A 13,892-nucleotide genomic window follows, 5' to 3' on the forward strand; every position below is an offset into this window, starting at 1 on the left:
GCTTCGCCACGTCGGACCTCAACGACCTCTACCGTCGTGTGATCAACCGCAACAACCGTCTCCGCCGCCTGCTCGACCTCGGTGCCCCCGAGATCATCGTGAACAACGAGAAGCGCATGCTGCAGGAAGCGGTCGACGCGCTGTTCGACAACGGTCGTCGTGGTCGTCCGGTCACGGGTACCGGCAACCGCGCCCTGAAGTCCCTGAGCGACATGCTCAAGGGAAAGCAGGGTCGCTTCCGCCAGAACCTGCTCGGAAAGCGCGTGGACTACTCGGGCCGTTCCGTCATCATCGTCGGACCCCAGCTCAAGCTCCACCAGTGCGGTCTGCCCAAGCAGATGGCTCTCGAGCTGTTCAAGCCGTTCGTGATCAAGCGCCTGATCGACCTCGGTCACTCGCAGAACATCAAGGCCGCCAAGCGCGCCGTCGAGCGCTACCGTCCCGAGGTCTGGGACGTGCTCGAGGAGATCATCCGCGAGCGCCCCGTGCTGCTGAACCGTGCACCCACCCTGCACCGTCTCGGCATCCAGGCGTTCGAGCCCCAGCTCGTCGAGGGCAAGGCGATCCAGCTGCACCCGCTCGTGTGCGCGGCGTTCAACGCCGACTTCGACGGTGACCAGATGGCCGTGCACCTGCCCCTGTCGGTCGAGGCCCAGGCCGAGGCCCGCGTGCTGATGCTCGCCTCGAACAACATCCTCAAGCCGTCGGACGGCCGTCCGGTGACCCTGCCCTCGCAGGACATGATCATCGGTCTGCACCACCTCACCACCCTCAAGGAGGGTGCCGTGGGCGAGGGTCGCGCGTTCGGTTCGGTGGGCGAGGCGATCCTGGCCAAGGACGAGGGCACCCTCGACCTGCAGGCCAAGGCGCGCATCCGCATCCCCGGCCTGACGTTCCTCGAGGGCCAGGCGCCCGAGGGTTACGAGACCCACGGTCTCGTGGACGCCTCGCTCGGCCAGGCGATCTTCAACGACACGCTCCCCAAGGGCTACCCGTTCGTGCGCGAGCAGGCCGACAAGGGCAAGCTGTCGCAGATCGTCAACAAGCTCGCCGAGGAGTACCCCAAGGTCGAGGTCGCGGCATCCCTGGACCGCATCAAGGACGCCGGCTTCTACTGGGCCACCCGCTCGGGTGTCACGGTGGCGCTCAGCGACATCCTCACCCCGCCGAACAAGGCGGAGATCGTCGCGGGCTACGAGAAGCAGGCCGCGAAGGTCCAGGGCCAGTACGAGAAGGGTCTCACCACCGACGCCGAGCGTCGTCAGGAGCTCATCAAGATCTGGACCGAGGCCACCGACGAGGTCCAGAAGGCGATGCGGGACAACTTCCCCGCCGACAACACCATCAACCGCATGGTCTCGTCGGGCGCCCGTGGTAACTGGCTGCAGATCCGCAACATCGCGGGTATGCGCGGCCTGGTGAACAACCCCAAGGGTGAGATCATCCCGCGTCCGATCATCTCCTCCTACCGCGAGGGTCTGTCGGTCGCCGAGTACTTCATCGCGACGCACGGTGCCCGTAAGGGTCTGGCCGACACGGCCCTCCGTACGGCCGACTCGGGGTACCTGACGCGTCGTCTGGTGGACGTCTCGCAGGACGTCATCATCCGCGAAGAGGACTGCGGCACGTCGAAGGGCCTCGAGCTCCCGATCGCCGCGGCCGACTCCACTGGTTCGCTGGTGAAGGATGCCAACGTCGAGAACTCGGTGTTCGCTCGTACGCTCGCCACGGCGGTCGTCGACGCGCAGGGCACCGTGCTGGCCGAGGCCGGCGACGACGTGGGCGACGTGCTCATCGACAAGCTGGTCGCCGGTGGCGTCGAGACAATCAAGGTCCGCTCCGTGCTGACCTGCGACTCGGCCGTCGGTGTCTGCGCGAAGTGCTACGGCCGTTCGCTCGCGACCGGCAAGATCGTCGACATCGGCGAGGCCGTCGGCATCATCGCGGCCCAGTCGATCGGTGAGCCCGGTACCCAGCTGACGATGCGTACCTTCCACACCGGTGGTTCCGCGTCGGCCGACGACATCACGCAGGGTCTGCCCCGCGTGCAGGAGCTGTTCGAGGCGCGTACCCCCAAGGGCGCGTCTCCGATCGCCGAGGCCGACGGTCGCATCACGATCGACGAGACCGACAAGGCCAAGAAGGTCATCCTCACGCCCGACAACGGCGACGAGCCGGTGGTCTACCCCGTCCTGAAGCGCGCGACGCTGCTGGTCGAGGACGGCCAGCACGTCTCGGTGGGTGAGCCCCTCCAGGTCGGAACGCTCGACCCCAAGGAGGTCATGCGCGTGCAGGGTGCCCGCGAGGTGCAGAAGTACCTCGTCAACGGCGTCCAGGGCGTGTACCGCTCGCAGGGTGTGCCGATCCACGACAAGCACATCGAGGTCATCGTCCGACAGATGCTCCGCAAGGTCACCGTCGTCGACCACGGCGACACCGACCTGCTGCCCGGTGAGCTGGTGGACTTCAAGCGCTACCAGACCATCAACCGCGAGACGGTCGGCGAGGGCAAGCGCCCCGCGTCGGGTCGTCCCGAGCTGATGGGTATCACCAAGGCGTCGCTCGCGACCGAGTCGTGGCTGTCCGCCGCGTCGTTCCAGGAGACCACCCGCGTCCTGACGCAGGCGGCCATGGAGGGCAAGAGCGACCCGCTCGTCGGCCTCAAGGAGAACGTCATCATCGGAAAGCTCATCCCCGCCGGAACCGGACTTGCGAAGTACCGCAACGTCACGGTCGAGGCGACGGAAGAGGCCAAGAGCGAGCGGTACCCCAACCGCATCTTCGCCTCGGACGGCGCGTACAGCGACGCCGACCTGAGCTACGTCGACTTCGACAGCTTCTCGACGGACGACTTCACGCCCGGCACCTACAACTGATCACGGGGTGGGAGCCGGAAGTCCGGCTCCCACCGGAACAGGGGATGCCATGTCCCCGATCCTTCGAAGGCCCCCGGCGCGCGCCGGGGGCCTTCGTCGTGTCCGCACGGTGACGATCGGACGTCGAGCGGGCGCCGGCGGCGTGTCGGGTTCGGGTCCGGGTGGGGGAGTTCCCCTACCGTGGATGCGGAGGAACGCATGGCCCGGATCGGTGGACGCAGCCTGTGGCTGGCATGGCCGGCGGGGCTGTTCTGCGTCGCGGCGGTCGCGGCCATGGTGGTGCTCGCCGTTCCCGGCGTCCCCGGCGCGGTCGCGTTCGTGGGGGACACCCTGCGCGCCGCCAGCGCTCCCGCCGCGACGGATCAGGGCCCGCCGCCCACGCCCGCTGCGGACTGCCGTCACCTGTACTCGCAGCCGTTGTGGTCGTCGCTCGTCTGGTCGCCCGAGGCGCTGCTGTCGCAGCGCCGTACCCCGCCCGCGTCGACCCCCGAGGCCGTGGCCGCAGCCGCTCCCGCGGTGGTGGTGACGTGCCACTGGCGCGGCGAGGGCGGTCGCTCGATCGAGACGACCGTGTCCACCATCGCCCCCGAGGCGGTCGCGACGGTGACGTCGACGTTGGCGTCGCAGGGTTTCGCGTGCTCGACGGCCGACGACGTGCAGCACTGCGAGCGATCCACGGCCGACGTCACCGAGGTGCACGACCTGCGCGATGACCGCTGGGTGTCGTCGACCTTCGTGGGATGGATGCCGCCCGACTACGCCGCGGTCGTGGCATCCCACGCGTTCTTCGGCCGCTGAGGCGACCGACCCCGGGCGGTCCGATCCCGCCGAGCCGCGTGACGCGGCCGCGGGATCACCCGAAGATCGAGGCGATGATGCTGCCGGTGTAGCCGGTGGGCGCGAGGTTGGAGTACTGCGTGTCGATGAGCACGCCGTCGCGCCAGTAGAGGGTGCGCCCGTCGTTGACGGGGTAGGTGTCGTTGATCCACGTCTTCTCGCACCGCGTGCCGGCGTCGGGCGTGTAGCAACTGAAGCCCTGCGTCGCGACGAGCTCGTTGAGCATGTCGAGCGCGGGGCCGCGGTCCCTGCGCGAGATGGTCGTGGTCAGGCCGGTCGTGTCGGCACCGGGGTCGCGCCAGATGCAGATCAGGGATCCGTCGGGCTGCACCCCCGACGGGCCGAGCGCGGGGTCGTTGAGCGGCGTCGATCCCAACTGGGCGAGGACGTCGGTCGAGAGCATGGCCTTGCAGTCGGCGGGCAGCCGCACCGCGGCCGCCGTCTGCGTGATGGTCGGGATGGGCGTCGGGCTGCTCGTGACGGGGGGAGCCGACGCTTCGGGGGCGGCCTCGTCGACGGCCGGCGCACAGGCGCTCAGCGCGAACGCGGCGATCGCCGTGAGGACGATCGCGGCCGGCGTGCGAAGCGGGGGACGGGCCATGGGAACACCCTAAGCCGAGGGATCGACACGGTCGAGACGCAGATCCGACGGCACGCCTCCCCGACGCGCCGCCCTTCCCGGGATAGCCTGACGCCGCTAGCACCGCGTGAGGAGACCCCATGAGCGACCACCAGTCGTACGGCGACCCCGTCGCTGAACCCAAGGACTCGTACGGCGACCCCGTCGCCGAGCCGAAGGACGAGGCGCACGACGTCGTCGGCCGCGCCCATGAGGGTCTCGCCGACGCCGAGGCCGCGCGCCGCGATGCCGTCGACCCGCAGGCCGCCGAAGCCGCGTGGCACGAGCGCGAGGAGCACGAGCGCCGGTCCGAGGCCGCCGTCATCGAGCGCCGCGACCACGCCGCTCCCGTCGTGCACGACGCGTCGCCGGTCGAGCCGCGCAGCGCCGAGACCCCGGTCGCCACGTCGGCGGTCGATCTCGATGACGAGGACGCGCGCTGGGCCGCCTACGCCGCCTCCGCCGAGCCCGAGCACGCGCAGTCCGCGAGCGCGACCGATGCGAGCGGCCGCCACGACGACACCGCGCTGCACGACGACGCCCGCACGACGGCGGCTCCGGTCGCCGGTGCCGCGGTCGTTGGGGCCGGAGCCGCCACCGCGGCCGCTGCCGCCCAGGACGAACCGACCCGTGCGTACGGCGGCGCCCAGCCGATCTTCGTGCAGGCCCCCGAGGCTCCACGTCCGCGCGGCAACCGCGGCGCGGCCGGGGCGATCGGTCTTCTCGCCGCCCTGGCGTTCGCCGTGCTCTATCTGGCGGCCCTGCTGGGTCTGGGCCTGCTGACGGGACGGGTGCAGGTCGCCGATCTGGGCCAGGAGGCCCTGTCCGCGCTGACCACCTGGGGCCTGTGGGTGCCCACGGTGGCGTTCTACCTCGGCTTCTGGTTCCTGGGCGCCCTCATCAATCGCGGACGCTGGGGCCACTGGGTCGTCTGGGGCCTCGTCGTCGGCGTCGTCGCGTGGGCGGGACACCTGCTCGGCGTGCTCCTGGCCGCACCGTTCTGGATGATCACGGCACGCCAGTCGCTCGAGCTGCTGCAGGACAACGTGCTCGCGCCGTTCGCGATCGTCGCCTTCGTGCTCGGACGCGAGCTCACCATCTGGTTCGGCGCGTGGGTGTCGGCCCGGGGACGCCGCGTGACCGAGATCAACGCCGAGGCGCAGCGCGAGTACGAGCGCACCCTCGAGGCGGGGCCTCAGCTCGCTCAGCGCTGAGAGCGCCGAGATGACAGACGATCCGCGGCCGACGGGGGTGACCCCGCCGGTCGCGGTCGTTTTCGCGGCCGTCACTTTCATCGCGCTGTCGATCGGTGCGCTGGGGGTCACGAGCCTCGTCCTCGACGCGGACGTGATCCCCGTCCGCGGGCTCGGCGCCATCCCCGGCGTCCTCGGCCAGCTGGGCGCCCTCGGCGCGTTCGCGGGCGTGCTGTGGTGGGGGCTGCGCGCGGACCCGCCGGGCTATCTCACCGCGATGCCCTGCGCGATCGGGGCGTACGTGGGCGAGGTCCTCGGCATCGTCGTCGGAGCTCTCGTCAGCGGCGCCGACCCCGCCCGCGGTGTGGCCGCGGCGGGCAGTGTCGCCCTGGGCTTCGCCGGTGCGGTCGTCGCGCTGGCCGGTCTGATCGCCGGTCTGGTCGGAGTCTTCCTCGTGCGCTCGCGCTCGCGCGGCCCGCGGTGGCGCTGGGAGGACGACGACAAGGAGCCCTGAACGCGGACCGCGACGTGCCGGTGTCGCCCGGCATCCCCGTCTTCCCGGGCGTGTCGGGCTAGCGTAGAGGGGTGGAGCGGTCGCTCGAGAGCCAGGTCGGTCAGGCGGTGGACGCCTGGCTGCGCTGGCTGCCGCGCTGGGAGCCCGCCCACCACCGCGGTCGCGTCGCCCCGTGCCGTCGGTGCTTCGGGTCGCCGGTGCTGTCGGCGGCCGGCCTCGGGGCAGACGTCCCCCACGGGGTGCAGCACGGCCTGTCCACGCGGGTGAAGAGCATCGTCGATCAGGCCGTGGCCGACTACACGGCTCGCAATCTGCCCACCCTGCAGGCCGAGCTCGACCAGCAGGCCGAGCGGAACCGCCGCCGGTCGTACCGTCCGTCCGAGGGACTCGAGCCCGAGTTCGAGGGCATGCCGCTCGACCCCGACCCCGAACCCGGCGCGCCCTTCCTGTTCACCCTGTCGGGCCTCGCGGCCGAGGAGGACGCCGCGATCCCGGCTCTCCCTCCCTTGACGGATGCCGCGAAAGCCGCCCTCAGGCAAGAGGTCGGCCTCGCCGACGACTACGCCAACATGATCGGTCGCGAGATCTGCACCGTCCTGCTGCACCATCGCCTGCGCATCCAGGCCGCCGTCGCCGAATACGTCGAGCCGCAGATCGCCGCCCTTCTCGACGACCTCACGCGTTCCCTCGACGCGCCCTTCGATCCGCGCGAGGCGGAGCCTCCGGCATCCTGAACCGCGTATCCACAGACGGACGGCGGCGTCAGGGGCTTTTGTTAGCATCGGGGGGTTGTCCGCACGTCGTGTCGCGGACGCGTCGTCCGAGGGAGGGGGCTCGATGCCGCAGCGGCTTCCGTCGTCGCCGCCCATCCTGCCCGGGTTGGCGTACATCCGGCCCCTCGGGTCGGGCGGTTTCGCCGACGTCTTCCTCTACGGACAGGACATGCCCCGTCGCGATGTCGCGGTCAAGGTGCTTCCGAGCGACGTGCGCGATGCCGACCTGCTGCGCATGTTCAACGCCGAGGCCGATGTCCTCGCGCACCTGTCCGCCCATCCCTCGATCGTCACCGTCTATCAGGCGGGGATCTCCGCCGACGGTCGGCCGTACATCGTGATGGAGTTCTGCCCGGGCTCGCTCGCCCAGCGGTATCGCGTCGAACGCATCCCCGTCGCCGAGGTGCTCTCGATCGGCGTGCGCATGGCGGGGGCGCTCGAGTCCGCCCACCATGCCGGGCTCATCCACCGCGACGTCAAACCCAGCAACATCCTCGTCACCACGTTCGGGGCGCCCGTGCTCGCCGACTTCGGCATCTCGTCGTCGCTCGTGCGCCAGGGCGCCGATGAGATGCTGGCGATGTCGGTGCCCTGGAGCGCCCCCGAAGTGGTGGCCGAGCAGACCGCCGGCACCGTCGCGAGCGAGGTCTGGAGCCTGGGTGCCACCGTGTACTCGTTGCTGGCGGGGCAGAGCCCGTTCGAGCGACGCGAGAAGGGGCAGAACTCCCGCGAGCAGTTGCGACGTCGGATCGCGCGGGCCTCGTACACCGACATCTCGCGCGCCGATGTGCCCCCGGCGCTGCAGAGCGTGCTGGCGACGGCGATGTCCCGCGACCCCGCCCGCCGCTATGCCAGTGCCCGCGCGTTCGGCGAAGCCCTGCAGGCGGTGCAGTCCGAGGCCGGTCTGCCGGCGACCCCGCTCGAGGTCCCTGCCGCCGAATGGGCGCCCGCCGCGCGTGCCGTCGACTTCGCCGACGGTACCCTGCGCGGTCCCGTGCGCTCGCGCATCGAGCGCGAGGGGGGCCGCAAGCTGCGGGATCCCTCGGGCATGGCCGGGTACGCGCGCGACGAAGACACCGGCATCGCCGCCCCGGCGACCGGCGGGCCCCGCGCCCTGCCCTGGGTGCTCGCCGCGGCGACCGTCGTCACGGCGGGCGCCGTGGTGGTGGCGGGGCTGTTCGCGACCGGGGTCCTGCGATGAAGCGGCGCACCGTCGCGGGGCTCGCGGCCAGCCTGGTCACCGCGGCCCTCGTCGTCACCGCCAGTGTCGTCTGGCCCGGACTCGACGCGCAGCAGACGCCGGAGGTCGACACCTCGGTCTGGGCGCTGCAGACCGGTGACGGCCAGCGCTATGCACGCGTCAACACCGCGGTGGGCGAGCTGGACACGGTCCGCACGGCGGGAAATCCCAGCGAGGTCGCCCAGGGCAGCGACGGCGCCTATCTCTTCACCGACAGCTTCAGCAAGCTGACCCGCATCGACGAGGCGCAGCCGATCGATCTGCAGCAGGAGCAGCTCGAGGCCGCTCCCGACACGCCGCCGGGCACCACGTCCGTCGCCACGGCGGGCGATTACGCCGTCTACCGCACCGACACGGGCACCCTGTTCGCCAGTCGGCTGAGCCGAGCGGGTCAGGCGGCGAGCGAACTCGACCCCTTCGGCACCGCCGGAGACGACGACGTGCCGTCCTATACCGCCGACGCGATCGCCCTCGACGACCGCGGCATGCTCTTCGCCTACTCGTCCGCCGACCGCTCCGTCATCCGCTACGACATCGAGACGGACGAACTGCGCGGTCGCGACGTCCTCGACGCCGATGTCGCCTCGCCCGCGCTCTCGGCCGCCGGCGATGACTGGGTGCTGATCGATGCCGACGCCGGTCGCGTGTGGGTGCGCGGTGAGGACCCGGTGACGATCGACACGGGCGATCAGGTCGTCGTGGGCGACGCCGACGCCGCAGCCCGTGCCGTGTACGTCGCCGACGACCAGTCGCTGTGGAGCATTCCGATCGACGGGAGCGAGCCGCGCCGCGAGGTCGGCGGCGGCGGCAACGTGCTCGGCCAACCCGCCCGTCCCGTGACCCACCAGGGGGTCGCCTACGCCGCGTGGCTGCTCCCCGGAGACGCACGGGGCACGCTGTGGCGCTCCGACAGCGGAGAGACCGGTCTCGACTACGGTACGGCCACCATGCCCGACCAGCGGCGACCCGTCTTCGTGGCGACCGAACACGCGATCATCCTCAACGAGACGCGCACCGGCTGGGTGTGGACGGTTCCCGACGGCGCTCTCGTGGCATCCAGCCAGAACTGGTCCCTCGACGACCGCACCGAGCAGACCGCCGTGCAGAGCGAGGAACAGCTCAGCGTCGTCCTCGACCCGAAGCCCCCCATCGCCGAGCCCGATGCCTTCGGCGTGCGCCCGGGCCGGCTGACCACCCTTCCTGTCCTGCTCAATGACCACGACCCCAACGAAGACGTCCTCAGCATCGTCGCCGAGAGCGTGACGGGTTTGGACCCCGGCTTCGGCGCGCTCTCGGTGACGGATTCCGGTCAACGCCTCGCCGTGCGCGTCGCGCCGGGAGCCACCGGGTCGGCGACCTTCACCTACACCGTGACCGACGGCACGGCCGTCGACGGGCTGACCTCCGCCCCGACCACCGTCACCTTGACCGTCTCGGGATCCGAGACCAACGCCGCGCCCGTCTGGTGCGGCGTCGAGAAATGCCTGCAGCCCTGGCCGACCCCCGAGGTCGCCCGCGGGGGGACGGTCACCGTGCCGGTGCTCCCCGGCTGGGTCGACCCCGACGGCGATCCGCTTCTGCTGCTCTCCGTCGACAACCCCGGGGGAGTCGGTGCGGTCGCCGCCACCCCGGGCGGTGACGTCGTCTATCAGCACGCCGACGACGGATCCGGTGGCGAGCAGAACATCCAGCTCGACGTCACGGTCGCCGACACCCGGGGTGCGACCACGACCAAACCCCTCGTCATCCGCGTCGCCCCCGACCCCGGCCTGGCCGTGCAGTCCTTCGCCGCGATCGACACGGTCGGCTCCTCGCTCACCGTCGACGTCGGCCCTCACGTGACGGGGACCGCCGGTGACGTGTCGCTGACCTCGGTGCGCGTGCTCGACGACGCCGCCGCGACCGCGACGGTCGTGGGCGGCAGCACCACCTTCGACTTCTCCGCGCCGCAGCCGGGCGTGTACCGCGTCGACTTCACGGTCAACGGCGGAGGACGGGATGCCAACGGCACGGCCCGCATCACGATGCTCCCCGGTGATGCCCCGGCCCAATTGGCGACGTCGCCCGTCGTGGCCTTCGTCCGTCCGCAGGAGGACGCGACCCTCGACGTCTTCAACGCCGTGTCCAACCCCACCGGACGGGTGCTGCTGCTGAGCGACGTCGCCGCCACGGCCGAGGACGGCGCTTCTCTCACCGTCGACACCGTCGGCCAGAACGACCTGCGCGTCTCGGGCAGCACGGCGGACGGCGCGGCCGGTCTGCTCGGTACCGTCGCCTACACCGTCTCGGACGGCACGGACGACGCCGGTTCGCGCGTCGGCGGCGAGGCCACCGTCTACCTCCTGCCGCCCGCGCCCGAGATCGCCCCCATCGCGGTCGATGACACGGTGACCGTCCGCGCGGGCGCGCAGATCGACATCCCGGTCCTCGACAACGACATCTCGCCCGCCGGCGGTCGCCCCACCCTCGACCCCTCGAGCGTCCAGGCGATGCCGACGAGCGACGCCCTCGCCTTCGCCTCGGGGGGCGTGCTGCGCTACCTGGCCCCCACCACGCCGGGTGCGTACGAGGTGACCTACCGCGTGTACACGACGGGTACGCCGGGCCTGTGGGACGAGGCGACCGTGCGCATCACGGTCCTCGGCGGCGACGCCAACCGCGCCCCCCTGCCCGACACGCTCGCGGGCCGCGTACTCAGCGGCGGCACCACCTCGATCGATTTCCACGGCTTCGGGGTGGATCCGGACGGCGACGCCGTCACCCTCGACCGCATCGTCGCGCAGCCCGACCGGGGCACGGCATCCGTCTCGCCCGACGGCTCCGCGATCCTCTACACCTCGATCCCCGGCGATCGTGGGCAGGTCTCCTTCCGCTATCGCGTCTCGGACTCCTCCGGGGCCACCGGCGAAGGCACGGTGCGCATCGGAGTCCTGGATGCCGAAGCCAACCCGAGTCCGATCACCTTCACCGATTACGTGCAGGTGCAGGCGGGCGCCGATCGCACGATCAGGGTCAGTCCGCTCGCGAACGACATCGACCCGACGCAGGGGCGTCTGAAGCTGACCGGGGTACGACCCGACCTGCCCGAGACGCTCGTCGACGGCAGCGACAACCCGGAATACGCGCGGCTGAACGGCTTCATCGACACCATGAGCGACACCGGCGTCGTCCTCCGGGCGGGGGAGCAGCCGGGAACCATGTCATTCCTGTACGACGTCGAGTCCGACTCGGGGAACACGGGGCGCGGCCTCATCGTCGTCAAGGTCGTCCGCGAGAACGTTCCGGACTACCCGGTCGTCACGGACACCGTGCTCACCGTCGAGAACCGTGACGACTTCACCACCGGCGTCGACGTCATCGCGGGCCGGGCGACCTGGTCGGGCGGAGAGGTCGGCGACCTCGACGTGTCGCTGTGGGGCACCCCCTCCGACCTCACCCTGGACGGCCGTCGCATCTCGGGGGCGCTGCCCACCACTCGGCGCGTCATCCCCTTCGCCGTCACCGGGCGCCTCGGCGACGCCGTCGTGACCACCTACGCCTTCCTCCGCGTCCCCGGGGACGACGACCTCACCCTGTCGCTGCGTCCGGGCGCCGCGCAGCGCGTCGACGAGCTCGCCTCGGTGGCCTTCGACATGGCATCCCTCGTGGCTCTGCCGCGCCGCGCCACGCTCGAGGTGGGCACCGATGTCGCGGCCACCGGCGTGCGGGCCGAGGGGCGGTGCTCGGTCGCCGGATCGGTCGTCACCTACGACGCCGGCTCGGGCTCGCCCTACACCGACGCGTGCCGGGTTCCGGTTCGGGTGGCGGGCAGCGAGGAGTGGACGGTGCTGTCGGTGCCGATCGGCGTCGTGGCCCGCGATCCTCAGCCCGAGCTACGTCCCGGGGCCCTCACGGTCGGCCCCGGCGAGACGGCGAGCTTCGACCTGCGCAACATGACCTCGTGGCAGCTCGGCCGCGAGGACTGGGCCGGCATCCGGTACGCGATGGACTACTCCGGCGCGGCGTTCTCGGTATCGCTCGACGGGTCCACTGTCACCGTCACGGGCAACGACCGCGCGGTTCCGGGAACCGAGAACGCCGCGGTCATCTCGGTCACCAGCCACAACGCCGTCGCGCCCGCCCGCCTCGTCCTGCGCGTGGGGTCGGCTCCGTCGACACTCCCGCAGGGCGGCACCACCTCGGCGCAGTGCTCCCAGGCGTCGGGATCCAGCTGCGCGATCGGCGTGGTCGGCGCCAGCGGCGAGGTCAACCCGCTCCCGCGCACCCCGCTCGAAGTCGTCGCCGTGCGTCCGACCGCGAGCTGCGCGGGGGTCGACTTCTCGGTCACCTCGACCTCGGGCGTCCTCGCGTCGTGGAGCGACGACGCCCCCGGCGCGACCTGCAGCGCGAGCGTCACGCTGCGCGACGCCCAGGGCCGGACGACCGCGTCCACGCGCGACGCCCGGGTGGTGCTCGACCTGCTCGGTTTCCCGCGACCGCCCGCGAGCGTGCGACAGACCGCCTTCGGAGACGGCACCGTGACCCTGCGGGTCGACCCGGGCGAGGCGCGTCGGGCGTACCCCGGACTCTCCGGCTTCACCGTGCGTTCCGGCGGCCAGGTCGTCGGCCAGTGCGGGGCGGACGGCACGTGCGCGCCGATCTCGGCGCCCAACGGCGAGCAGCGCGAGTACGTCGTCACCGCCGTCAACAGCGTCGGCGAGTCCCGCGGCGCGGTCCGCACGACCGGCTGGGCGTATCGTGCACCGAACAAGCCCGGAGCCCTCACCTTCACGCCCGTGCAGACGAACGGCGAGGGCGGGGTCGCCGATCTCGTCATCACCGGCGTCGACAGCGCCGAGACCGGGACCCTCGAGATCTCGAGCCCCGTCGGCGACAAGATCCAGGTCAACGTCGGACGCAACCAGGACACCGTGCAGGTGCGCCGCTTCACCGTGGGCTCCAACGCGTCCACGAGCATCACGGTCAAGCCCATCTCGCGCTTCTCGACGCCTCCGGGCCTCGGCGGCGCCGCCAACGGCAGCGAGCTGGTGGGCAGCGCGCACGGTGTCGGAGCCCCTACCAACCCCACGCTGACGCTCACCTCGACCTCGAACGGCGACGGCACGGCCACGATCGACGCGCGAGCGACCGCGCAGCAGAACGGCACCGACAGCGAGGTGCGGTTCGACATCGTGCCCGAGGGGCGTTTCTGCAGCCCCAAGGCGGGCGGCGACGTGAAGCAGTTCCCCAAGGAGCGCGACGGCGAGACGTACCGGTACACGATGTGCGCCGAGTCGTTCTTCGATGGTCGCTCCTTCGGCGCGGTCACCGCGACGCAGCAGGTCGACGCGTCCCAGAGCAAAGAAGCACCCAAGGGGTACACGTTCACGGTCGGATCGCGCCCGAGCGTCGACGAGGCGGAAGGCCTGGCCCGCTGGCGCATCGCGAAGATCAACACGGGCGACGCCCCGCCCCGCCGCAACGATGTTCTGTACGAGGGCTGGACCAACGAGCAGAGCACCTTCTTCGACCGTGACCCCGAGATCAAGGTCTACTTCAAGCACCAGGTATGGGGGACCGAGTCCCAGCGCGGTGCGGTCACCCCCGCGAGCGGCAGCGCCCCGTACCAGGTGCAGGCGCGATGGGACATCGGCGCCTGTGAGGCGGGCGGCACCCTGCGCGCCGACGGTACGTCGGCGGGCGATCGCGCGAGCTTCACGTTCACCTACGACAACGTGCGCTACCTCGACAAGAACGGCAAGGCGCTCGAGCGCAATCCCGACAACCCGCGTCTCGTCCCCGCCGGGGCGACCGCCGTCGAGAACATCGGCGTCAGCGTCGACTGGTCGAAGCAGGGGTGG

Annotated in this window: 8 protein-coding genes; 7 read left to right on the forward strand and 1 reads right to left on the reverse strand. The window is 71.3% G+C overall.

The window, feature by feature from the left end; translation table 11 throughout:
- Both rpoC and QZ433_RS06550 read left to right on the forward strand, forming a co-directional pair.
- Positions 1-2,876: DNA-directed RNA polymerase subunit beta' (gene rpoC, locus QZ433_RS06545; protein ID WP_295780933.1), on the forward strand; the 2,876-nt coding region annotated here is incomplete at its 5' end.
- A gap of 198 nt (positions 2,877-3,074) precedes the next feature.
- Positions 3,075-3,674 carry a hypothetical protein gene (locus QZ433_RS06550; protein WP_295780936.1) on the forward strand — a complete coding sequence of 200 codons (600 nt, stop codon included), beginning with the start codon at positions 3,075-3,077 and terminating at the stop codon, positions 3,672-3,674.
- A gap of 55 nt (positions 3,675-3,729) precedes the next feature.
- Here QZ433_RS06550 and QZ433_RS06555 read toward each other — a convergent pair whose 3' ends face one another.
- The gene (locus tag QZ433_RS06555; protein ID WP_295780938.1) at positions 3,730-4,314 is read right to left on the reverse strand and encodes a hypothetical protein; all 585 of its coding nucleotides are present in this window, start codon (positions 4,312-4,314) and stop codon (positions 3,730-3,732) included.
- A 119-nt stretch (positions 4,315-4,433) separates the two neighbouring features.
- Between QZ433_RS06555 and QZ433_RS06560 the strand changes: the two genes are divergently transcribed.
- The 5 genes from QZ433_RS06560 to QZ433_RS06580 all read left to right on the forward strand — a co-directional run.
- On the forward strand, positions 4,434-5,546 hold the full coding sequence (locus QZ433_RS06560; RefSeq protein WP_295780941.1) for an ABC transporter: 1,113 nt from the start codon (positions 4,434-4,436) through the stop codon (positions 5,544-5,546).
- A gap of 10 nt (positions 5,547-5,556) precedes the next feature.
- Positions 5,557-6,039 (forward strand): hypothetical protein, encoded by a 483-nt coding sequence (locus tag QZ433_RS06565; RefSeq protein WP_295780945.1) that lies wholly within the window; start codon positions 5,557-5,559, stop codon positions 6,037-6,039.
- A 71-nt stretch (positions 6,040-6,110) separates the two neighbouring features.
- Positions 6,111-6,773, forward strand: a complete 663-nt coding sequence (locus QZ433_RS06570; protein WP_295780948.1) for a spermidine/putrescine ABC transporter substrate-binding protein — start codon at positions 6,111-6,113, stop codon at positions 6,771-6,773.
- A gap of 103 nt (positions 6,774-6,876) precedes the next feature.
- Entirely contained in the window at positions 6,877-8,013 is a 1,137-nt protein-coding gene (locus QZ433_RS06575; RefSeq protein ID WP_295780952.1) for a serine/threonine-protein kinase, read from the forward strand.
- The coding region (locus QZ433_RS06580; protein ID WP_295780950.1) for an Ig-like domain-containing protein at positions 8,010-13,892 on the forward strand (5,883 nt) is incomplete at its 3' end. The genes QZ433_RS06575 and QZ433_RS06580, both read left to right, overlap by 4 nt.

Source organism: uncultured Microbacterium sp. (assembly GCF_913776565.1).
In the GTDB taxonomy this organism is placed as follows: Bacteria; Actinomycetota; Actinomycetes; order Actinomycetales; family Microbacteriaceae; genus Microbacterium.

Excerpts from the sequence above, each read along its gene's own strand:
- QZ433_RS06575 (WP_295780952.1), top strand. The coding sequence starts at position 6,877 with ATGCCGCAGCGGCTTCCGTCGTCGCCGCCCATCCTGCCCGGGTTGGCG.
- QZ433_RS06565 (WP_295780945.1), top strand. The coding sequence starts at position 5,557 with ATGACAGACGATCCGCGGCCGACGGGGGTGACCCCGCCGGTCGCGGTC.
- QZ433_RS06550 (WP_295780936.1), top strand. The coding sequence starts at position 3,075 with ATGGCCCGGATCGGTGGACGCAGCCTGTGGCTGGCATGGCCGGCGGGG.
- QZ433_RS06560 (WP_295780941.1), top strand. The coding sequence starts at position 4,434 with ATGAGCGACCACCAGTCGTACGGCGACCCCGTCGCTGAACCCAAGGAC.
- QZ433_RS06555 (WP_295780938.1), bottom strand. The coding sequence starts at position 4,314 with ATGGCCCGTCCCCCGCTTCGCACGCCGGCCGCGATCGTCCTCACGGCG.